Origin of the sequence: Paenibacillus rhizoplanae (assembly GCF_042684125.1) — a bacterium.
Taxonomy (GTDB): Bacteria; Bacillota; Bacilli; order Paenibacillales; family Paenibacillaceae; genus Paenibacillus_AQ; species Paenibacillus_AQ rhizoplanae.
Genome location: NZ_JBHUKY010000021.1, coordinates 407,743 through 430,299, shown reverse-complemented (window position 1 = coordinate 430,299; position 22,557 = coordinate 407,743). Strand labels below are relative to the sequence as shown.

The window sequence follows — 22,557 nt, the reverse complement described above, 5'->3', positions numbered from 1 at the left end:
AGGAGGGTTACACGATGGAATACACTATCGGTACACAAGCACTCTCCACTAGGGACATCGTGTATCGTTCACTGAAGAATCAGATTCTGCTGCTGGAGCTGCCGCCCGGAACGGGGATTTCGGAGAAGGAGATTTCACTGAAGTTCAATGTCAGCCGCACCCCGGTCCGTGAGGCCTTTGTCCGTCTGGCCCAGGAGGGCCTGCTTGCCGTATATCCCCAGCGGGGCACGGTCGTCTCCCTGATTGATTCCGAGCTCGTGGAAGAAGCCCGCTTCATGCGCGAGCATCTGGAGCGGGCGATCATCCGGGAAGCGTGCAGCACCTTTCAGGCCAGGAATCTTATTGAGCTGAAGGCCAATCTGGACAATCAGAAGCTCTGCATCGAGGACCAGGACTATAAAGAAATGTTCATGCTGGACGAAGAGTTCCATCATGTGATTTTCATGGGCTGCAATAAAAAGAATACCTGGGAGGTCATCCAGCAGATCAAGGTTCACCTGAACCGCAGCCGGATGCTCAAGCTCACGGCGGATCACAACTGGGAGCATCTGTACCGGCAGCATTATGGTCTATATGAAGCCATTGAGCAGCATAATATTCAGCAAGGGGATCAGATTATGCAGGAGCATATGGCCCTGACGATCGCCGACCAGGAGATGCTGATGGAGAAATATCCGCAGTATTATAAGCAAAGATCCGCAGACTGATATAACCTGACGCACGATCATACTTTCACCAAGAAGGGTTGGATCACTATGTCCGAGTTGGCATTACAGCCTGCACTGGCAGGCAAAACCGCTGTAATTACCGGAGGAGCCGGAGCCCTCTGCAGCGCCATGGCGCTGGAGCTAGCCCGTCAAGGCGTGAAGGTCGCCATCCTGAACCGTACGGTGGCCAAGGGAGCTGCTCTGGCTGCACAGATCACTTCCGGGGGCGGCCAGTCTCTGGCCTTGGCCTGCGATGTTATGGATGCCGGGAGTGTCCGGCAGGCAGCAGAAGAGATTCTTAAGCAGTGGGGTCCTTGCGACTTGTTAATCAACGGAGCCGGGGGCAATCAGCCTTCGGCGATCACCACTAAGGATACCTTGGAGCCGGGAGACCTGGAGAACCCCGATGTGGTTTCCTTCTTCGATCTGTCCGTAAGCGGCTTCCGCACGGTCCTCGACCTGAATCTGACTGGAACATTAATTCCAACCCAAATCTTCGCCAAGCAGATGATCGGTCGCCCCGGAGCTGCGGTAATCAACATCTCCTCCATGAGCGCCGCTTCACCACTCACCAAGGTTCCGGCTTACAGCGCGGCCAAGGCAGGCATCAACAACTTCACGCAGTGGCTTGCGGTGCATCTGGCTGAATCCGGCATACGGGTGAATGCTATCGCCCCAGGCTTCTTCGTCACCGCACAGAACGAACAGCTGCTGAAGGACCCGAAGGGTGAACTAACCGAACGTTCGCTCAAAATCATCTCCCAGACCCCGATGCGCCGCTTCGGCACACCGGAGGATCTGCTCGGCACCTTGCTCTGGCTGGCCGATGAGCAAATGTCCGGGTTTGTGACCGGCATCACCGTGCCGGTGGATGGCGGGTTTATGTCCTACTCTGGCGTGTGAAGGCATTCTGCAGCGGGAAACCGGCATTTAAAAAAACTGAACCCCGTCCCCAGGGTTCAGTTCCAATTAATTAAGGCTATGCGCTTCAACCAGCACACCATCCTCCAGATGCAGTACCCGGTCACACCAGTCCAGCATCCGTTCGTCATGAGTTACCATCACGGCGGCCTTGCCTTCGCTCCGCACCTCGTCGGCGATCATCCGCACGACTTCGCGGCCACGGCTGTAATCCAGGCTGGCCGTTGGTTCATCGGCGAACAGAATGGCTGGCTTGTTCATCCACGCCCGGGCAATCGCTACCCGCTGTTTTTCGCCCCCGGACAGCTGTTCGGGGTAATGGTTGCGGCGTTCCCAGATCTCCAGACGCTTCAGCAGATAGGCGGCGCGCACCTTCGCTTCCTTTTGGCTCAGCTTAGCCAGCTTTGCTACATAGAGCAATTGCTCCTCTACCTTCAGGAACGGCAACAGCTGCGCACTTTGGAACATGAAGCCGATTTTTTTCAGCCGCAGCTCCGTCAGTTCCCCCTTGTCCTTGTCACGCAGCGACTCGCCGTCGAGGAGGATCTCTCCGCTGGTGGGCGTAAGCAGCGCACCGGCTGCGGAGAGAAACGTGCTTTTCCCGGAGCCGGATGGTCCCAGTACTGCTATGAATTCGCCTTCGTTCACCGTAAGGTCCAAATGGTTCAGAACGGTCATCGCCCCGTCCCCATCCCCGTAAGTCTTGGTTACCTGCTTCATCACTAATTTCGCACTCATGCTCCAGTCCTCCCTATCGCTTCCAAGGCATCCACCTTGGCTACTCTTGCTACCGAAATTAACGAGCCCAGCAGGGACATCCCTATGAACAGCAGACTGGTCATCGCCATCGTCTGTCCATCCAGCTCAAACGGCATTGTGTCGGGCAGGCCCATATTCATCCCAAGCGTAAGCAGAATGCCCAGCGCCAGACTGGCGACAGACAGCAGCATCACTTGACCGACTACACTCCAGGCCAGATAGGACATCTTGGTCCCCATCGCCTTCAGGATACCGAATTGGCTGGTCTTCTGGATCGTAATGACATAGAAGAATACAGCAAAAACTACTGCAGCAATCACGAACAGGAACACTATCATCATCAGCAGCGAATTCTGCTCGGCGGAATAACCGGGAACACTGGCGATCCCCTGTTTTTGCGTAATTACCTCTACGGACTGCTGCTGATCCGCAATCTGCGCAGCTTGAGCCGCCGTTATATCCAGCGCGATAACATTGTAAGGGGCATTGGCATTGCCTGAACCGCCGCCTCCCTGAACCGCTCCTTGCTTCATCGCCTGCCAGTCCAGCTGATTGATATAGACCACCGGAGTATGGCTATAGGAGCTGTCCTTCACGAAGCCGGTAACCGTCCAGCTCATGCCGGAAGCCTGATCACGGATCGTACTGCCAATGGTAACGCCGGACTGTTCCAGCTTGGAGTCTGCAACCGCGCTCCCTTGAACCTCATTGGTGAATCCGGCGCCTTCCGTTACTTCAGGAGCCAGCATCCCCGTCATATCTACGGCAAAAAACGTAATATCCGCTTTAATGTCTGCACCGGCAGCCATAATTGTACTGGTCTGTACCCCCAGCGGAGTCGCATTCGCCTCTCCGGCTACCGACCGGGCAGCTGCAAGCTCCGTATCCGTTAACTGTGAACGTCTGAAGGTATGATCCGCGTCGCTCTGCACGGCAAAGTAATTGGCGGGCATATTTTTCAGCGCCGAAATATTGGCATAAGCAAGACCTCTGGCCAGGCCGGTGACGAACAGCACCAGGAACGAGACCAGCAGCATAATCACCATAATGAGACTGTAGCGTGCTTTGGAGTGCCTCATCTCCCGAATTGCCAAGAACATATAACCACTCCTTCTAATCTGTATATCCACAGTTTAGAGAGTGAAGATGAACGGAGTATGAATAGAGAATTACACTATATAGATTGAATATAGACGCTTCTAAAAACAGATGGCAGGCGCAACTGCGGGGAATATTGGACTTACGGCCGCTGTTGTTCCCGGATTTCTTGATTTATACCACTATCCGTGGTAGAAATCCGGTAACAAAGGCGTACGCTATCGCTCCTACAGTTCCAAATTCCCCTCCGTTGCTTTCATCTATTTTATGAAGGACTAATCAATCTATATCGTTAGGATGGCAGGGCAGAGTGACAGTGAACGTAGTTCCTTCTCCTACTGTGCTCGTCACCTCGATGGTTCCGCCATGCGCCTGGACGATCTTTTGAGCGATTGCCAGCCCCAGCCCGCTGCTGCCTGGCTCACGGGAGCGCGACTGGTCCACTTTATAGAAACGGTCGAAGATCATCGGCAGCTGCTCCGCCGGAATGCCCGCACCGTTGTCGGTCACCGTTACAATACATTGCTGGTCCTCCACATGGGCTGCGATACTGAGGGTCCCGCCCGCCGGGGTGTATTTGATCGCATTCGTCACCAGATTCATCCACACCTGATAGAGCAGATTGGCATCGCCCGCAAGCGTGATCTCTCCGGCATGGAGCCGTACCGCAAGCTCCTTCTCTGTAAGATGCCACTCCATAATCTGAATCACCTGGCGCAGCTGGGCACGCAGATCGAAGCTTCTTTTCTGTAGGGCATGCTCGTCATAATCCAGCGAGGACAAGGTGAGTAGCTGCGTGCTGAGCATGGACAACCGCCGGCTCTCATCCCCGATAATGGACAGATACTCCAGACGCTGGGCTTCCGGCAGAGTACCGTCCTGGAGCGCATGGGCGAAGCCCTGAATAGAGGTTAATGGCGATTCAATCTCATGCGAGACATTGGCGACAAACTCCTGTCTTGCCCGGTTCGTGCGTTCCAGTTCGCGGCTCATCGTCATGAAGTGGGAAGCCAGTTGGCCGATCTCGTCGCGGCGTGCGGTGTAGAGCTTGATGTCGTAGCGTCCCTTGGAGATTAGGAGCGTGGCCTCGGTCAGCCGGGTGATCGGCCGCACCACGTGAAATACAGTAATCAGCATGAACCACAGGCTTAGCAGAATAATGACCCCAATGATCACGACAAAAAAGATCCGCAGCTCCCCGAACTGCACCTGGGCATCCGGACGCATGAACAAGGCATAGGTCTCCCCGTTAATATGGACCGGCACCCCAATGGAATTGCTGAGCTGATTATCGAAAAAGCCGGTCACGAACAGCTGGCCGGGGAAATTCCCCACCCCATGGTAGATCTCCCCGTCCAACACCTTGCGCAGCGCCTCCTCCTTGAGGTCATTTTTGCGGAAAGGCAGGCCGTAGAAGCGTTCCTCTCCATCGGCATTGACCAGATACATCTTGTACCCCAGGGAAGCCGTACTCAGGAGATATTCTTCCACCGCATCCGGGTGATCCTCAATAAACTGCTGCAAACCTATAGCCATCCGGGTCAGCTTAGCATCATTTTTCGGCTTGATTTGTGACTGGTAATACAGGTTGGAGACCAGAAATCCCAGCACACTGCTGATCATAATCACCGAGCAGAAGATAATACTCATCCTTACATAGAGCGATCTCATGAGTTCACCATGTCCACTTTGTAGCCAATTCCCCGGACCGTGCGGATGATAAAATCGTTCTGGTATTCGCTGAAGCGCTGACGCAGGCGCTTGATATGCACATCCACCGTCCGCTCGTCCCCTTCGTAGTCCGCTCCCCAGACCAGCTCAATCAGCTCACCACGCGTGAACAGGCGTCCCGGATATTGGGCCAGCTGGGCCAGCAGCTCGAATTCCTTCACCGGCAGCAGCAGCACCTCTGTCCCGTCACTGATCTCGTAATTCTTACGGTCGATCACCAGCGAATTCAGGCGAATCCGGTCATCTGAGGCGATGGAATAACGGCGGAACAAGGCCTTGATGCGAAAGAGCAGCTCCTCCGGTTCAAAAGGCTTGGTCACATAATCGTCCGTCCCGTGCAGATACCCCTGCTCCTTATCACTGAGCTGCTGACGGGCCGTCAGCAGAATGACGGGAATATCGTAGTTCTCCCTTATGTATGCACACAGCTCCAATCCGTCCATATGCGGCATCATCACATCCACCACCGCCAGATCGACCGTCTGCTCCTTCATGCGTGCCGCCGCTTCCAGCCCGTCTCCGGCTTCTATCGCTTGATATCCCTCTCTGGTAAGAACATGCCGCAGCAGCGTGCGGATATGAACATCGTCGTCGGCTACCAGTATCTTTTTCAACTTACATACGCTCCCTCCGGCTTGCCTGATCAATGTCATCATACTAGCAACAAACCCTGCTCAAAACAATAGGACTCCACACCAACAAGCTCAGTTAGGGCAGTACGTTCTACACTATAAAAGGCAGAATGCTGTCCTTCAGCGGGGTGACGGGTCTGCCCATCAGCCGCTCCAGATCGCCGGAGGTAGACGAAGTATCCAGCTTGCTCATAAAAGCATAGATCCAGTGCTGAATTCCGTCATCCTGACGGTGCACCACCGGCTTCCCGGCAACCTCTGTCAGAACTTCAGCCAGATCGTCAAAATCCCAGGTCTGCGGAGCGGTCAATTCATAGATATGGTTGCCTGCTCCATCTTCACCAAGTACAGCAGCAGTAGCAGCTAAGGCAAGGTCCCGGCGGCCAACCGAGTTGAACCTCCACTCTCCCGGTGCCGTCACCAACTCTCCACTGGAGAGCGCCTCCTTCAGTCCCAGCACCCCAACGAAATCAATATAAAGAGCATTGCGCAAAAAGGTATATTCCATCCCGGACTCCATAATCGCCTGTTCCGTCAGGGTATGCACATTATCCGGCTTGCCCGGATCTGATCTCTGCTGTGAGAAGGCAAAGCCCGTGTAGAGAATATGCCCCACCCCGCTTCGCACGGCCGCATCAATCACCCGTTTATGCTGAGCCAGACGAACATTATCATCCGTGTGCGAGCTGGAGATCAGCAGGAGCCGTGAAATCCCGTCAAAAGCTTCATTCAGTGATTCCGGCACATCATAATCCACCTTGCGGACTTCAATTCCCTGCTCCCGGATAAAAGAAGCTTGCTCAACACTTCTTACTCCGGCAATGATATGCCCTACAGGGATGCGGCTGCGCAGATTCTCCAGAATCAGACTCCCCAATTGCCCGTTTGCTCCCGTAATCATTATTGTCGTCATAGGCGATAACACCCTTTCCTTATTGAAATCAGATTTCTTCACATATCCATCGGCATATTCAAGCCGCTATATATAATCTCTGTCTGTGGGCAGCCTCCCAGCATGCGGAACATTCCACACCTTCTATCCTCTGCTCAGCTTATTCAGCAACTCCAGCAGCAGCTTCAGCTCCGGCTCATCCAGCCGGTTCATTACCGCCGCAACGGCTTCCCGGTTCCCCGGCAGCTGTTCCATCAGGATTCGCTTACCTGCTTCGGTCAGCGAAATGACCGTCTTACGTCCATCCTGTGCGTGAGCCGCCCGCGTAATATAGCCATCCTTCTCCAGCGGAGTCAGCAGCAGGCTGATGTTGGCTTTGGTTACCGCGATTCGCTCAGCAAGCAGTGAGGGTAAGATCGATCCTCCCTGCTTCGCAATCTCAACCAGTACGCGGATTCTTGCCCCGTTCAGCCCCTGTACCTGCCAGTATTTCTCGGAGACGGCTACTGCGCCTGCTGTCGCTCCTATCAAGGCGAAGAGCGCCTCATTCGCAAGCGGCAGCTCCAGTACATACTTCTGTAAATCATCCATTGGTTATTGTCAGCTCCATTTAGTTAATAACTTAACTATTTCTACAGATAGATTAGCGGATTCCGGCAGGAATGTCAAAAGAAACAGAACAACTCCCTCTTAGTTAAACAAAAACCCCCTATCCTTCCTAAGAAAGGCAGAGGGTTCGATACAGCCACATGCAGAATTACATTAGATCAAAACAGGCTTAGCCGCACCTGACACCTTGTCTTCACCATAGCTCATGCTGCCATCCAGCACAAGTTCCAGCTTAATCAGCTCCGAGCGGCTGGCCAGCCGGATCGGCGGTCCCCAGGTTCCGTAGCCGGAGGAGACAATGACATGCAGCTTGTTTTTGAGCAGGTAGCCCCAATCCAGTTCGAACAGCCGCCGGGTAATCCAGTGATTCGGTGCAATCTGCCCCCGATGGGTATGTCCAGACAGCAGCACATCCACTCCAGCCTCTGAAGCGATTCCGAAGCCTGTCGGCTGATGATCCATCATCAGGATCGGCTTGCTGCGGTCAAGACCCTCTAGCAGAGCTTCCACGCTGAGCCGTCCACCGGCCTCCATGGCTTCCGCAGTCTTGTCTTTACGCCCGACCACATAGACTCCCGAAGTCTCCACCACTTCATCCTGTAACACCTGGATGCCGACACTCCGCATAACCTCCGTATACTGCGCTATCGAGCCGCCGTAGTATTCGTGATTCCCCAGCACAGCATAGACTCCATAACGTGCCTTGAGCTGCTTCAGCTGCTGCTCCATCCTATTGCGGATAAAAGGCTCAATACTATCATCCAGCACATCCCCCGCCAGCAGCACGATATCCGGGTTCATCGCATTCATCTCCCTGACCATTCTGCGCAGATGGCGGTTGCCGACAATGTTGCCCAGATGGAGGTCGGAGGCCACCGCTACCGTCAGCGGAACGCTGGTTCCGATGGACTTGTCTACCTTAAGCCGGTGGGTCCGCACCACAGTACTCCAGGCATTGCGTGATCCCCAGATCAGGAAGACGGCGAGCAATACCAGCACTGTAGTCCCTGCTTCCGTCACGAATGCGGAGAGTCCTACGCCTGCAAGCACCAGCACACCATAGAGCAAATCGGTCAGCGGCAGCATGATCACGGCGAACTCCATACAAGCCAGATAATAAGAGCCAATCACCTTGAACAACCTGCCCACCGGTCTCAGCGCCTGCGGCAGCGGCACCCGTCCAATCATATAAGAGAAGGAAATAACAAGAAAGACAGTCCAGTACGCAGCAATATTCATCCCCGGCAGCCATGCCTGAAGCAATACGGACAGATGCCATCCAATATAGACATTCACCAGTCCAAGCACCAGCACCATGACCGCAGCCCCGGCCAGCATCCGCATGTTTTTCACTTCATTCCACTCCCTTAAAGTAAGTTTCTATCCTATCTACTTCAAATCATAACACAAAGTATTCACCAGGTATAAACTGTGCCGTCAACCTGTGATAAACCTGAGTTCCCCTTGGATAAAAAAAGAAAGACAGCCCTGCGGCTGCCGTAGATAGAATGCGTGCTTTCGCTTATTGTCTCAGTCCCTTAATTTCTTCAAGCGATAACCCGGTGGCATCGGAAATGGTTTGCAGGTCTATGCCGCGCTCCAGAAGTTTAATGGCAATTTCTTTACTCGTCTCGGCCTTGGCTCCTTCAATACGAGAATGTTCATCGCTCAGCGCCTTCATCCGGGCATCATAAGCCATTCGCGCTGCCGCATCCTGGCTCAGAAATTCCAGGGTGTCCATCGCTTTTTTTAGCATCGGCTCTTTCATGGTCAGCACCTCCCAGTTGGATTGATCGACTCCCTTTAGAAACAGCAGCCAGTTCACCAGTCCGCCTTCTTCAAGCTCTACCGCATGTTCACTCAGCTTGGTCAGCTCAATTACATGAATTTCAATATCATCCAGCAGCGGAATTCCCGTACGGTCCTCTCGCAGATGAAATACACTATGATAACGGTCATTAGGCAGACATGAATAATTCAGTATATTAATAGTCACGCATTTCTTCAACGTATTGTAATTTCCGCCTTTAGGAATCTGATGATAATACATTTCAGACCAATAGAAAAGTGTGCGTTTTTCCATATGGTATGGGTTAAATAACTGCATTTCAATATTTAAAAGCTCGCCCTTCGCCGTCTTCGCCTTAATGTCCATAATCGATTGCTTATCGTTCGGACTGTCAGGTTCCGTGTAAGGATTAAGCAAGACAATCTCAGTCAGAGGGGGTTCGCCCGCCTCGCGGAATGTGCTGTTCAGAAAAGCCAGCAGTACATCCTTATTATGCTCGCTGCCAAAGATTCGTTTAAAAATAACATCTACTCGCGGATCAAGCAGTTCAAGCATGAGCCTCTCACTCCATTCCTGATTATTTTCAGTATACCATTTTATCCTTACTGATTAAACATACTTCCCTTGGCTTCATTCACCAACACTTCTACCATTCTCCGTCTCGTCTCCCCCAGCCGTTCCCCGGCTCCGTCCGGGTGCAGCGGTTCTCCCCACAGTAGCCCGTCCCCCTCATACCGGGGAATGACATGCATATGATAGTGAGTTAGATCGTTGAATTTACCGCCATCAGCAATAATTCTGATCCCGTCCGGCTGGTACAGATATTTGAGCAGCGCGGAGAGCTTCTGTGAAGCCTCCATAATTGCGTGTGCAGTTTCCGCATCCATCTCATCGACGTCCCAATAGTGCTTTTTCGGCAGAATCAGGGTATGACCTTCATTGAAGGGATCGATATCGAGTACACAGGTTATATATTCATTCTCATAGACGATATTCAGATCAGGCTCCAGCCCGTTCGCAATTCTACAGCCCAGGCAATCCATGATGATCCTCCCCCCTTAAACACAATGAATACTATGATAATATCAATTCGTATACATCCGGTCCAAGCAGCTAACATAAAAAAAGAAATGCCTTACAGCATCTCCTTGTTTCCGATCATTCAGTTAGACCGCCCGGTTCCCCTTGGCAGCGATGCATTCACCGATTAGCTTGTCGCATTTATGAATATGATTGATCAGCCAGTCTGTCAGCGTCCGGTTCAGCTTGATTGTGGATAAGACGGATACGCCCTTGGTCTTGATCGTCTCCTCCAGTTCCAACACCGTCTGCACGAACTCTGCATGGGTCTTCTGGTGTTCCGACAGCTCCGGGAAGTCGATATCCTTCATCAGCTGCTCTTCACTGCCGAAATGCTCCACGGTATAGTCCTTGAGGAACCTCAGCGTTTCTTCGATCTTTTCTTTGCCCTGCTGGTTGCTGCAGGCTTCAAAAAAATCATTCAGCTTCATCAGCAGCTGTCTGTGCTGACAATCAATCTTTTCTACTCCGATATCATACGAATCCTTCCAGCTAATCATAGGCTCACCCTGTCCTTTTCCATAAACACAATAGTCAAAATATAACTAATTGTCTGCTTTTCCCTATGAAAGTTCTATTAACAACATCACAAGGCAGCGTTGCCGGACAGGAGGGCATTCTCAAAATAAATTCCACTCCCGGTTATACCGGTACAGCTTCGAGGGACGGTGTCCGGCATCCCGGGTGCTCTGATCCGTCTCGATGACCCGCTCTGCGATTTTGCGGCGGAAGGCGGCGGCGAGCAGCTCTTTGCCGAGGATAATCTCATAGACGCGTTGCAGCTCGGACAAGGTGAACAGCGGCGGCATGAGATTGAAGATGATATCCGTGTATTCCGCCTTGCCGCGCAGACGTTCGATGGCATACTGCACCATGAGCAGATGGTCAAAAGAAAACCCCGCGCTGCGCACGATCTCACGGCTGACCTGGCGGACATGCCCCTGAATAGTCTCCGTAAGTTTGATCACCCCGCTTAGCTTCTCCTGCTCACTCTCCAGTATAATCTCCACCAGTGTCTCCTGGCGGACGTCCTGCTCCAGCGCCTCACGGCGGGTCTCCAGAATGTGGTACGAGACGTCGAACCAGGCGGCTGCGGCTGCATCATCCCCTGCCTGTACGTCCAGAGCCTTGCGGTCCACGAGCGCCATGTAGGAGCAGCTGATCACCCTCATCCGCGGATCACGGTCTACATCGCCCCAGGTATACAGCTGCTCCATGTAGATGTTATCGATATTAGTCTCGCTGTACAGCTCCCGGCGGGCTGCTTCCTCTACGCTCTCGCTGATCCCTACGAACCCTCCGGGCAAGGCCCATTGTCCCAGAAAAGGATGCTCCCCGCGCTGAATCAGCAAGAGCTGCAAGGACTTATCCGCCAGCTTGCGGTAGTTATTCTGCTCCTGCTCCATCACGGTGAAAATCAGCATATCGACGGTGACAGACGGACGTTCGTAGCTGCCCGCATTATAATTCTGCAGGAATTGCTCCTCGTTTAAGCCGTTAGGGTCGGTGAACGGTTGATTTGGCATGGATATTCTCCTTGTCTTGAATTGATTAATAGGATTCGTTTGTTAATAACATATTGATATTATATACATGTTCCTGGAATGCGGGCAAGTCTGGGCCCGGGGGAAGAACGTTTTTTCCCAATCTATATAAGACGTACTCAAGGTTTGAACTCGAAGCTTGGTTGTCGCTGCGGTGAACATTTGGACTTCCGGCCGCTGCCCGCCCCCAGATTTCTTGATTTAAACCACTATTCGTGGTAGAAATCCGGTGACAAAGGCGATCGCTATCGCTCCTACAGTTCCAAATTTCCCCTCCGCTTCTTTTTGCTTTTCGTTAATTTCTTTAGTGCGCCTTATCTAACACAAAAAAATCGCCCCACCCGAAAGCAAGGCAATTCATGTAACTTATTCTTGTTGTGCACCTGTTGATCACATTGGTTCGATATGGACCAGCACGGTAGCGACCTGATGACGGTCCTTAAGCTGATCTTCGATCTCCTCGGTAATATCGTGACTCTGCACCACATTCAGATTGGAATCCACCAGCACTGTGGTATCTACCAGCACATTATTGCCGTGAATACGGGCCTTGATATCTTTAATTGACTCCACGCCTTCAATCTCCGCGACCGTCTGCTTCATCAGCTCAAGCTTACCGGCATCGAAGCCGTCGGTGAGGTCATGTGTAGCTTTGCGGAAAATATCCCAGGCCGTCTTGCAGATCAGCAATCCGACAATCGTGGCAGTGAGCGGATCTAACCAGGGAATTCCAAACTGTGAGCCGATAATACCGACAAAGGCTCCCATGCTGACCAACGCATCCGAACGGTTATCCTGCGCCACTGCATGCATTGCATTGCTGTTCAGGTTGCGGGCAAGCCTGATGTTGTAACGGTATACGGCGATCATCACCACAGCACAGGCAGCTGCCGTCCACGCGGCAATCAGATCAGGGGTCTCCAGCGAAGGCTGAATGAATTTGTTCACACCCTGATAGAGCACTTGGAAGCCTACAGCAATCATGATAAAAGAGGCGACCAGTGCGGCAACTGTCTCTGCTCTGAAATGACCATAGCTATGGTTGGAATCCGGGGGTCTGCGGGAAATCCTAAGCCCGGTCAGGATAGCCAGGGAAGCAATAATGTCGGTGCTGTTATTCAGCCCGTCAGCAAGGAGTGCCTGAGAGCCTGACACCGTTCCTATGAATAATTTGACGGCAGATAAGAGTATGTATGCTAAAAGACTTAGCCATGCTCCTTTTTCACTTTGTTTGATGTCGCTGTAATTTTCCAAGAAAAAGGACCTCCAAAGATTAGTATTGTTCCATACTACACGCTGACTTACGGGTGGGTCTAGAGAAACAGTGTTGCCGGACAGCGCAAGAGTTAACCCCGCTAAATAGAGTTGGGAAGCCGGAAGTAAGTTGCGGTCCCCTACATTCTTTGCCCTTGTTCAACTTTGCAGCTCATCTGCTGCTGACAGGCCGTGTAACTTTTCCCCAAAAACGTAGTCTAACTATATGGAAACCCTAAGTCGGCGCACAAAAACAAGCGGCTTCCCCTCTTCAGGAGAACGCCGCTGAGCTTGCGTATGGTCGGTTACACTGGCTGTCCTCTACTCCGCTGGCGGAGTGAACGACCGTCCTGCAAATTCTGCATCCAGCATATAGAAGGCATTGCTGTCGGTTTCGATCCGTTTGAGCTTGGCGATAATGTTGCTGAAGAGCGCCTCTTCTTCCACCTGCTCATCAATGAACCATTTCAGGAAATAGATCGTCGCATGCTCCCGTTCATCCAGGGCCAGATCCGCCAGATGATAGAATTTCTTCGTGTTCTGCTGCTCATGGGCGAAGGCATGCTCGAACGCATCCAGCATGGAGCTATACTCATTGTTCGGTTCAGGCATCGCCGCAAGGGTGGCCCGGTAATCGCGGTCATTCAGGAATTTGTAGATTTTCATGGCATGGAACCGTTCTTCTTCAGCCTGCACCAGGAAGAAATTGGCGAAGCCGTCCAGGCTCTCACCGGAACAATACGCCGCCATCGCAAGATAGACATGAGCAGAATAGAATTCGAAATTCATTTGTTCATTAAGCGAGTTCATTAATTGCTCTTTCATTGACAGGTCACCTCATCCTATAGTATTGATTATGCTTGAAGCAGTGCTTATGTAATGTCTTGTTCATTCTATCATCCTTATCCGCCAAACCGCAATCGAAAGGAAGATTCCCCCGATGAAATGGTTCAGCCGCCAAAAAATAAAAAATAAGTACCCCCGCCGCTCTCTCCTCCTGCTCGCCGCCTCCGCCTGCCTGCTTCTGGCAAGCGGCTGCGAGGGGAATGGAAATTCCGCACAGGGTAGCACCACCGGCTCCGCTCCGGCAGCGGTGTCAGCCTCCCCGGCTGCTGCACAGACGCCTGCGGCAACCGAAGCTCCAGCGACACCGTCACCAGCGGCTTCGGCCACTCCTGACCCCATCTCCCGGAAGCTCGCCGGAATGACCCTGGAGGAGAAGATCGGGCAGATGCTGCTGGTCGGCATCCAAGGCAAAACGGCAGGAGCTGAAGCGCGGAAGATGATTGCCGAAGATAAGGTGGGCGGAATCATTCTGTACTCCAATAATGTCGGCAACTTAAAGGAACTGGTGCAGCTGACCAACGCCCTGAAGCAGAGCAATGCGGGGAATCCCGCGCCGCTGTTCATGAGTGTCGATCAGGAAGGCGGCAAGGTCAGCCGTCTTCCTGATGATTACGCTACCTTCCCCTCGAACGCTGCTGTCGGCAGCGGAGACAACGCCGCTGCTGCGGGAACGATGGGCGAACTGCTTGCCCGGGCGGTGAAATCCTCCGGCTTCAATATGGACTTCGCGCCCGTGCTTGACATCAACAGCAACCCCGATAATCCGGTGATTGGTGACCGTTCCTTCGGCAGCAGCGCAGAGCTGGTCACCCGGCTTGGCATTGCCGAGATGCAGGGGCTTGAACGTGAAGGCGTCATTCCTGTAGTCAAGCACTACCCGGGCCATGGAGATACCTCAGTAGACTCTCATCTGGAGCTGCCGGTCATCAACAAGACAGAGGCCCAGCTGGCAGAACTGGAATGGCTGCCATTCCAGGCAGCAATCCGGGAGAAGGCCGATGCTGTAATGGTGGCCCATATTCTATATCCGAAGCTCGACCCGGACAAGCCTGCCTCTCTGTCCCAAGTGATTATCGGCCAGCAGTTACGCGGACAGATGGGATATGACGGGGTTGTGATTACGGATGATCTGACGATGGGCGCTATTGTCAAGAACTACAGCCTCCCGGCTGCCGCAGTAGACACCGTACTGGCCGGAAGTGACATCCTCCTGGTCGCTCATGAGTACAAGAACGAACAGGCCGTACGGACCGCACTGCTGGACAGTGTCAAGAACGGCAAGATTTCTGAATCCCGCATTGATGAGAGTGTCTACCGTATTCTGGCGCTGAAGGCCAAGTATCAGTTAACGGACGAAGCGGTGTCCTTGCCAGATCTCGCCGGACTGAACAGTGACATCCAGGCTTGGCGTAAGCCGTTCATACGGAAGTAACAACTGCTGCCCCCACTCAGGCTACAATCCGCAGAAAAGCCCCAAATCCGGTTAATACCCGGGTTTGGGGCTTTCAGCTGTTTTCAACTACTTCTAACAACTGCTAACTATTGTAGAACCACGGTGTCTCCTGCCTTCAGTCCCGACAGCACCTCTGTTTTATCCGTCGTTTCCATTCCGGTCTTGATCTCTTTACGTACGTACTGGCCGTTTCCTTTGTCCACCATAACGAAGGCCAGATCCCCTTCACGGATGACGGCGATATTGGATACAACTACCGCCTTCTCTTTGCGCGAAGTCTCTACGTCTCCACTCAGGCTAAGGCCGCCCATCAAATGCTCGTCCGGCTGCATGGAGATGACCACCTCGAATTGCGGAAGCTGGCCTGCCGTGTTTTGTCCGGTGGTCGTCGTAGCGAACTTGGCCACTCCGGTTACCTCTCCGTCCAGGACCAGATCTTTTACAGCGGTCATCTTCACCTTCACCTTCATGCCCTTTTTGATGCGGAAGATGTCCTGCTCCCCGACCTGTGCTATGAACTCTACCTTGTTCGTGTCCACAATCTTACCGATGTACTGATTGTCGGTGACGGTCTGCGGCCGTTCCGCACTGCTGTCGAAGAGAAAGATGCCGTTCTCCGGTGCATGGTATACCGCAGTGTTCAGCTTCGCCTTCTTCTCCGTAAGCTCTTTGGCTTGAATCTCGGCATTCACCTGGTTCAGCTCCTCACTCAGACGGGCGGATTCCTGGGCAGCCAAGGCTTTCAGCCGTTCCGCTTCTGTACCGGCCGGGGCCAATGAATCATCCTCTTGCTGGCTGACAAAAGCGTTCAGCTCCCCTTCCAGCTTCGCCTTACGGGCGGCTGCCTCCGCCGTCGCAATCTCATTACGGAGTGTGCTCTGATCCAGGGTGAAGAGCACCTGGCCCTTCTTCACCTGGGCCCCATTCTCCACCTTCCAGGAAGTGACCTTGGAAGCAAAGGGGGCATATACCAGCGTCTCCTTCTGATATTGCGATCTGCCTTTGATCTGCACGGAGCTGGTTAACGTCTCTTCCGTTACCGGGAAGCTGATCACCTGCACCTCTTCAACCGGGAGATTTGCGGTCTCATCAGCCTTGAAGAATTTGGTATATCCAAAATAACCGGCAGTTCCGATGATACCTAAGATTATGATCCATTTCAGGCTCTTCTTTAGAGTCCTCTTCATCGTTTCGGCTTCCTTTCTAGCATAGGGTTAGTCTCGTTTAATAGCAGTTAATGCATCGGTTCTGGAGGCGCTGATCGCAGGATAGATCCCCGACAGCACGCCGGTCATAATGGCAAAGGATATCCCGATCGGCAGATTCGTCGTCGGAATGAAGAAATTCATCCCATCCCCTGCACTGCCCACCAGCTTGTTGAGCGCCATGACAATTAAATAGGAGAAAGCGACGCCCAGCATGCCCCCGAGCAGCCCTAAAAGTGCAGCTTCGGTAATGAACATATTACGGATCTGCCCCATGTTGGCCCCTAGGACCTTCATAATCCCAATCTGGCGCCGCCGCTGATGGGTGGACATGGTCATGGCCACTATGATGGAGATGGAGGCGATGATCAGGATGAATACCCCGATGCCGAGCGCCGCCATTTTGATCATATCAAATTGCTCCTTCAGCATCTCCTGCTGGAACAGATTGTCTTGAGCACTCAGTGACAGCTTCTGAATCATCTGCTCTACCGGCTTGATGTTCGCCACGTCGTCCACCTTGACTGTAATCGAGTTATAGCTGCCCTCCGGCGGGAGTGTAAGCACACTGGTGGTGGAATTATCGAATGCAAGCTCCTTCGAGAGCTGCTGTGCGGTCTCGGGAGACACATACATAATCTTCTCATAGGATGACCGCAGTTCATCCATTCCCTTGGGAAGCGCCAGAATTCCGGAGATCTGCAGGGGCGAGCTAAGCTTGAACACCGGTGATGTAGAGCTATAGTCCTGCGCCTGAATCTGAACCTGCTTGCGGTACAGTTCAGTAGGCACAGTAGCTAATTTGTCATATTGCTGGTACAGCTCCTGGTTGAACGGATCGGTACTCATCTGATCGAACAGTTTCTGCCGGGTCTCCAGGTCAATCAGGCCCAGTGTAGCCCCGTGATTGAGCACAATGGATCCGAGCTGACCATTCGCCCCTCCCTGCTTGAACTTGTGGTCGTACGCCGTCAGCTTCTGTAAATCGGCGACAACGACCTGAACATCGGAGATCTTGTTGTCTATGGTTACCATCTGCAGATATCCTGCTTGATGAAAAGGCGAAGCCGCCTTCACATGATTCAGCCCCTGGATAATCTTCAGCTTCTGGTCGGTCAGCTTGCCGGGGTCGAGATTCTCATTCACCTCACCCGATCCGCCGCCTCCACCTCCGCTCTTCCCGTTCGTTGGAGGCCCGCCGCCCGGCGAGACCATGATTTCATCCATTTTGAAATTCTGGTTCACCTGTTCAGTCACATAGACCTGTGCAGACTGACCTACGCTCAGGGCTACAATAATGGCTGCGCAGCCGATGGAAATCCCGGTCATACACAGACCTGTAACCACCTTGCGCCGTTTGACCTGTTCCCAGGCCATCCGTGAAATGTCTCTGATCTTCACGGCTTCCCTCCCTCTGCAGGATCAGCTTCCGCAGCGGTCTGGTGTTCAGATTCATCAGCTGGCGGATCTTCATCCACTGCTGCTGTCTGCGGTATTGGCTCTACAGCTTCCTGTTCAGCTCCTGCAGCTAATTGTTCTTCAACCTCTACCATGGTCTGCGGTTCAGCTTCCTCAGCGATTTGCTCTTCAATCTGTACTTCAGTCTGCAGCTCAAGCTGCGGTTCGATCTGCGGCTCTGTTACTGTGTGCGGTTCTATGTGCGGTTCTGCCTGCGTTTCAGTGACCAGGAAGCCGTCCTTCAGCGTGAAAATCCGCTGCATTTGTTCAGCCACCTTATATTCATGCGTAACGACAATAAATGTCGTCTTCATCGTACGGTTCAGGTTCAGCAGAATGCCGATAATCTCCTCTTCAGTCTTGGAATCCAGATTCCCCGTCGGTTCATCGGCGAAGATGACCGACGGCTCTGTGATCAGTGACCGGGCGATACTGACGCGCTGCTGCTGTCCCCCGGAGAGCTGTGAGGGGAACACATCCGCCTTGTCGGGAATCCCCACCTGCTCCAGCAGTGCAAGCGCCTTGGCCTTGCGGGCCCTGGGCGATACTGACTGGAAGACCAGCGGAAGCTCCACGTTCTCGCGGACTGTCAGGCTGGTAATCAGCTCATAGGCCTGAAAAATAAATCCGATATTCTTGCGGCGGAACTCGGCCAGCTTATTCTCGCCCATCTTCACAATATCCTGATCGGCAATGTAGATATGGCCTTCCGTCGGCTTCATCAAGCCGGCCATCAGATTGAGGAGCGTTGACTTACCGGACCCTGAACTGCCCAGCAGTGCAACCATCTCCCCTTTTTTGACAACGAAATTGATTTTATGAAGAACGGATGTCCATTCATTACCGCTTTTGTACGAATGCGTAATATCTTCAACACGCAACATGGAAGCTGCTCCTTTTTTAAAAATACAAGAATGTTGTAGTTGAGCGAATGACGATTATTCCTGTGTCTTGTTCGGAACCACGTTAGTGACTCCAAAGGCCTGGCTGCCCAGCATCAGACGTTCACCCTGGAATTCATCATAGAAAGCTAACTTATAAGCGCCGCCGTCCATCGTCTTGTACACGGGTCTGCTGAGGGAGAAGGAATACTGGTTGTTCGTCCCTTCAATCAAGTCTGTCCCCAGTGTAAGAACCTTCTCGGTAGCGATGCCGAACGGATCGGTAATCTGCAGAATCAGCTTATGCTCCAGAACGCCTGCATCGTAGAGGTTATCCTTCCTCAGGCTGTAGTTCATAGTAATGTCCAAGGTATCCGATGACTTCATCCGCTTGCCTTCAGAGGTCAGAACAGAAATCGTATAAGGATATAAGACCGTAGATTCCAGCGTATTCTTCGGTACGTTAGCCTGCGGATTCAGCTGCAGTGCTGCCACATTGACGAATCCGGTTGCTTCCTCCTTGGCCTCGATCAGCTTGCCTTCTTTGATACCGGAACCGAGGTAGAGCGCGGCATCCGCGAGGTCTGTAGCCTTAGGCACCTTGGCCCACAGGACTACGAGCTGCTTGGCACCCGGAGACGCGCTGTTCTCCGACTGGCTGGTGCCCGCTTCGAAATACTGGCCGTCCTTGGTCTTATAGTAAGCCTGGAGACGGGCCATTTTGCTCTGTCTTTTCTCCTCACTGCTCAGATAGAGCTCTGTGTATACCAGATTGTGGCTCTCCCCTTGATAGATCGTTGTCCGGTTCTCCTGTACACTGGCCGTCTTGCCTTTGCCGCTAATGGTGTAGCTCTTGCCCTTCTCGATGGTCGGAATACTGTTAATCGAGTTGTTGACGCTGACATCCAGGAACGGAACGGTCTCTGAATTCTGTGTGCCGTTCAGAGCAATCCGCATATTCTGAAACTCAGAGGTATAGGCGATTTTGCCGAGTACATACAGCTCCACCGACTTCCCTGGCGCCAGGACAGAAGTATCCTTATTGTCCAAATACAGCTCTGTAGTCACGGGCAGGTTTTCTTTATCCAGCTTAATGGTTCCCTTCAGCTCAGGCAGCGTAAGAGACACGTTCTGGGTATTGGTGATTCTCAGTCTGGCAGCTACGATGTCATCATCTCTCCAAGGATAACGCTGTAGAGATTGAATGCTGTATGAGAAGGAGCCGTATGAATTCGTGGTCATATACTCCTGGCCGGACATGACTTCCGTACGAAGTGCGTATGGAATGACGAAGTAGGCGACCGGGAAAATCACTTTGGCAGTCGGTGTTGCAGGAGCTGCAGTGGACGGAGTCCCGGTATTTCCGGTATTTCCGGGTGTCTCGCCGGTTCCGCTCGGATCAGGTACACTTGGGCTCTCTGCGCCTACCGATTCTATCATCATGAGCTGTAATCCCGATTGATCGACTTCAAGCGGTACGCGAACCGTAAGCGGTACGATTTTGGTCTCGAGAGGTTTGAGGGTGACTCCGCTTACGCCTTTGGAATTCACCGGAAAGACCTTGCCCTTCACCGATTTGACCGCCAGGTCGTAGCTTGGCAGGGTTACCGCCTTGTTGCCGGTATTCTTAAGCTGCATCTGGAACGTCCATACCGCATCTGCATCCTGTGCGTACACATTGGCGTTGCGGAGCAGCGTGTCTACTGTGTTGTTATTGACTACAATCTTTTTGACTACCCCGCTGCCCACTACCAGATCAGGCGAGCTTGCTGCGGGCAGCTTATAAGAGGATTTTGCCAGCTCCAGCTTCGCGGTCTCATCCTTCTTCGTGAATTGCAGCTTCATATTATCTGTTTTGAGATAGGCCGGGATTTCGGTAATATAATAAATGCTCCGCTTCTCTTGCGGCTGAATCTTGTAATCGGCCTGTGTGCCGCTCAGCGCCAGCTCGAAGGAGGTGCCGCTGGCTGATACCAGATAAGCCGAATAGCCCGGATCACTGAGGACTTTATTGCCCTTGTTGGTCAGACTGACCCCTACTTTGGCATAAACCTTGCCGCTGTATTTATAGAGCTGGAGGGAATCTGCACTAGCTGCAACGGGGATGTCGTTCATGGCTGTATTCAGGCTTGTTCCAACTGCAGCTGTAGTTGAATAATTAGCTGGCACTCCAAAAGATCCCGTCTGCTTCAGGTACCCCTTCGCCTTGGCATCCCAGACCAGCATCGAGATTTTGATCCCCTGCAAAGAGGAGGTTTGTCCCACATTTACATAGTAGGTCACGCTAAGGCTTTCTTTGGCGCCGACTTTCTTCTTCAGGGCATCTGCACCCAAGGGATTACCCGGAAGCACTGACCCTCCCGGAGTGACCACACGTGAAAAATAATGCATTAGGCTTGCGCTTGAATTACCGGAATTCGTATATTTAAGTGTGTATGACAAGATGTTCCCGCTGGACTGGCTCCATATGTTGATATTCTCCAGTACTGCGGTCACTCCGGCACCCATGGGAACGGAATTGAACTTGAATGCCGCCGGAGCGGATACTGCGGGGGCCTTCGCCGCCGGGGCTGCATGAGCAGCAGGCGCAGTGATACTGCCAGCCACCTGGCCGGCAACGAGTGAACTCACCAGCAATGCAGCATATGTAACTCTATACTTTCTCATTTATTTCCCTCCAGATGTATTTACTAGCAATAGTATAGTTGCTTGGCGCGTGGAATTTGTATCCACTTTGTAACCCTTTGTTTCTATTTGTAACTTTCTGTTACATAATCAAGACTGTAGCGGCGCAAATCCTGCCATAAATGTAACAAACTTTCTTGATACTTGGTCCTAAAAATACTTGATTCTATGAGTTAAAGGAACGTCTGTATTGGTTCGGCGGCATCCCTTCCAGCTGTCTGAACACCTTGATGAAATAACTCGATTGTTGAAAGCCGCTCTGCAGCGCAATTTGCGCAACGGACAGCTTGGTGGAAGCCAGCAGCAGCTTGGCCCGGGCCATCCGGCAATCGCTCAAATACCGGTTCGGCGTCTTGCCCATAATGCTGCGGAACAGGCGGAGAAAATGGTAGCTGCTATAACCGGCAAGTCTGGCCATGGACTCCAGCGTCCAGGGCCGCTCACACTCACTGTATATTCTGTCGGCGGTAAGCCGGATGGAATGCCGGATCTCCAGCGGAACGGAGCCGTGGAGCGGCTCGGAGTTCTGCATCAGCGTAACCAGAATCTCATAGAGCAATGTGGAGAGGCGCGGTTCACTCCGGGTCTCATAGCCTGCGCTGAGCCGGTACATTTCCTCGAAGAGCGCTTCATAGCCGGTGGCGGGATCAAAGGTGAAGAAGTAGCCGCGTGACTGATCCGCCTCCTCCAGCATAGGCAGAGGCATCGCCGTGGCGAAGTGCATCCAGCGCACATCCCAGGCGGCTCCGGGATCAGAACCGTACTGCTGATAAGCCCCCCTAGGAAAAAGAAACCCGCTGCCCCGCCTCATGGATATCCGCTCCCCTCCCTGAAACACATATCCTTCTCCCCCGAAAACCATGTGGAGATTATAGCTGTTCAAGAACCCCTCGCTTCTGCGCTCTGCATGCTCCGGGAAGTCGCTGTAATGCCCCAGCATCTCCGGATAACATACATAGTGGGCATAAGCGGGCTGCGGCAGAACCCAATGTTTTCTCATGTGAATCTCCTCC

General features: G+C 52.7%; 20 protein-coding genes and 1 pseudogene. 3 read left to right on the top strand and 18 right to left on the bottom strand.

Translation table 11 applies throughout. The features are described from left to right. Positions 1 to 14 precede the first annotated feature (14 nt). Both ACFSX3_RS12235 and ACFSX3_RS12230 read left to right on the top strand, forming a co-directional pair. Positions 15 to 707: a GntR family transcriptional regulator gene (locus tag ACFSX3_RS12235; RefSeq protein ID WP_209986295.1), complete on the top strand. Its 693-nt coding sequence runs from the start codon at positions 15 to 17 to the stop codon at positions 705 to 707. Between the two features lie 48 nt (positions 708 to 755). Beyond that, positions 756 to 1,610: an SDR family oxidoreductase gene (locus tag ACFSX3_RS12230; protein ID WP_209986292.1), complete on the top strand. Its 855-nt coding sequence runs from the start codon at positions 756 to 758 to the stop codon at positions 1,608 to 1,610. Between the two features lie 66 nt (positions 1,611 to 1,676). Here ACFSX3_RS12230 and ACFSX3_RS12225 read toward each other — a convergent pair whose 3' ends face one another. The 13 genes from ACFSX3_RS12225 to ACFSX3_RS12165 form a co-directional block, all read right to left on the bottom strand. Further along, a complete protein-coding gene (locus ACFSX3_RS12225; RefSeq protein ID WP_209986289.1) occupies positions 1,677 to 2,366 on the bottom strand; it encodes an ABC transporter ATP-binding protein in 690 nt (229 codons plus the stop codon). Continuing rightward, on the bottom strand, positions 2,363 to 3,487 hold the full coding sequence (locus ACFSX3_RS12220; RefSeq protein WP_209986286.1) for an ABC transporter permease: 1,125 nt from the start codon (positions 3,485 to 3,487) through the stop codon (positions 2,363 to 2,365). Before ACFSX3_RS12220 ends, ACFSX3_RS12225 begins: the two co-directional genes overlap by 4 nt. A gap of 277 nt (positions 3,488 to 3,764) precedes the next feature. Next, entirely contained in the window at positions 3,765 to 5,156 is a 1,392-nt protein-coding gene (locus tag ACFSX3_RS12215; protein WP_209986283.1) for a sensor histidine kinase, read from the bottom strand. Further along, positions 5,153 to 5,869, bottom strand: a complete 717-nt coding sequence (locus tag ACFSX3_RS12210; RefSeq protein ID WP_209986427.1) for a response regulator transcription factor — start codon at positions 5,867 to 5,869, stop codon at positions 5,153 to 5,155. Before ACFSX3_RS12210 ends, ACFSX3_RS12215 begins: the two co-directional genes overlap by 4 nt. Before the next feature lie 70 nt (positions 5,870 to 5,939). Beyond that, complete coding sequence (locus ACFSX3_RS12205; protein WP_209986280.1) at positions 5,940 to 6,761, bottom strand: SDR family oxidoreductase; 822 nt, start codon at positions 6,759 to 6,761, stop codon at positions 5,940 to 5,942. A gap of 123 nt (positions 6,762 to 6,884) precedes the next feature. Further along, entirely contained in the window at positions 6,885 to 7,331 is a 447-nt protein-coding gene (locus ACFSX3_RS12200) for a MarR family winged helix-turn-helix transcriptional regulator (RefSeq protein WP_209986278.1), read from the bottom strand. A gap of 171 nt (positions 7,332 to 7,502) precedes the next feature. Continuing rightward, positions 7,503 to 8,693 (bottom strand): metallophosphoesterase, encoded by a 1,191-nt coding sequence (locus ACFSX3_RS12195; protein WP_209986424.1) that lies wholly within the window; start codon positions 8,691 to 8,693, stop codon positions 7,503 to 7,505. Between the two features lie 178 nt (positions 8,694 to 8,871). Continuing rightward, positions 8,872 to 9,693, bottom strand: coding sequence for an Rpn family recombination-promoting nuclease/putative transposase (locus ACFSX3_RS12190; protein WP_209986275.1), 822 nt, complete (start codon positions 9,691 to 9,693; stop codon positions 8,872 to 8,874). 47 nt (positions 9,694 to 9,740) lie between these two features. After that, positions 9,741 to 10,181 (bottom strand): HIT family protein, encoded by a 441-nt coding sequence (locus tag ACFSX3_RS12185; RefSeq protein ID WP_209986272.1) that lies wholly within the window; start codon positions 10,179 to 10,181, stop codon positions 9,741 to 9,743. A gap of 123 nt (positions 10,182 to 10,304) precedes the next feature. Continuing rightward, on the bottom strand, positions 10,305 to 10,718 hold the full coding sequence (locus tag ACFSX3_RS12180) for a bacteriohemerythrin (protein ID WP_209986269.1): 414 nt from the start codon (positions 10,716 to 10,718) through the stop codon (positions 10,305 to 10,307). Between the two features lie 120 nt (positions 10,719 to 10,838). Then, the gene (locus ACFSX3_RS12175; protein WP_209986268.1) at positions 10,839 to 11,744 is read right to left on the bottom strand and encodes an NUDIX hydrolase; all 906 of its coding nucleotides are present in this window, start codon (positions 11,742 to 11,744) and stop codon (positions 10,839 to 10,841) included. 408 nt (positions 11,745 to 12,152) lie between these two features. Next, positions 12,153 to 13,016: a cation diffusion facilitator family transporter gene (locus ACFSX3_RS12170; RefSeq protein WP_209986265.1), complete on the bottom strand. Its 864-nt coding sequence runs from the start codon at positions 13,014 to 13,016 to the stop codon at positions 12,153 to 12,155. A gap of 321 nt (positions 13,017 to 13,337) precedes the next feature. Continuing rightward, on the bottom strand, positions 13,338 to 13,841 hold the full coding sequence (locus ACFSX3_RS12165) for a ferritin (protein ID WP_209986262.1): 504 nt from the start codon (positions 13,839 to 13,841) through the stop codon (positions 13,338 to 13,340). Positions 13,842 to 13,956: 115 nt separating this feature from the next. Here ACFSX3_RS12165 and nagZ point away from each other — a divergent pair, with 115 nt between their 5' ends. Further along, positions 13,957 to 15,294, top strand: a complete 1,338-nt coding sequence (gene nagZ / locus ACFSX3_RS12160) for a beta-N-acetylhexosaminidase (RefSeq protein WP_209986259.1) — start codon at positions 13,957 to 13,959, stop codon at positions 15,292 to 15,294. A gap of 107 nt (positions 15,295 to 15,401) precedes the next feature. Here the strand turns inward: nagZ and ACFSX3_RS12155 are convergent, their stop codons facing one another. The 5 genes and pseudogenes from ACFSX3_RS12155 to ACFSX3_RS12135 all read right to left on the bottom strand — a co-directional run bounded on the left by ACFSX3_RS12155 (position 15,402) and on the right by ACFSX3_RS12135 (position 22,544). Then, positions 15,402 to 16,502 (bottom strand): efflux RND transporter periplasmic adaptor subunit, encoded by a 1,101-nt coding sequence (locus ACFSX3_RS12155; RefSeq protein WP_209986256.1) that lies wholly within the window; start codon positions 16,500 to 16,502, stop codon positions 15,402 to 15,404. A 27-nt stretch (positions 16,503 to 16,529) separates the two neighbouring features. After that, positions 16,530 to 17,921 carry an ABC transporter permease gene (locus ACFSX3_RS12150; protein WP_209986254.1) on the bottom strand — a complete coding sequence of 464 codons (1,392 nt, stop codon included), beginning with the start codon at positions 17,919 to 17,921 and terminating at the stop codon, positions 16,530 to 16,532. Between the two features lie 275 nt (positions 17,922 to 18,196). Beyond that, positions 18,197 to 18,862: pseudogene (locus tag ACFSX3_RS12145) on the bottom strand (ABC transporter ATP-binding protein); the annotation flags it as partial. 54 nt (positions 18,863 to 18,916) lie between these two features. Then, positions 18,917 to 21,526 (bottom strand): hypothetical protein, encoded by a 2,610-nt coding sequence (locus ACFSX3_RS12140; RefSeq protein WP_209986251.1) that lies wholly within the window; start codon positions 21,524 to 21,526, stop codon positions 18,917 to 18,919. Positions 21,527 to 21,710: 184 nt separating this feature from the next. Further along, positions 21,711 to 22,544 carry a helix-turn-helix transcriptional regulator gene (locus tag ACFSX3_RS12135; RefSeq protein ID WP_209986249.1) on the bottom strand — a complete coding sequence of 278 codons (834 nt, stop codon included), beginning with the start codon at positions 22,542 to 22,544 and terminating at the stop codon, positions 21,711 to 21,713. Between the last annotated feature and the right edge of the window lie 13 nt (positions 22,545 to 22,557).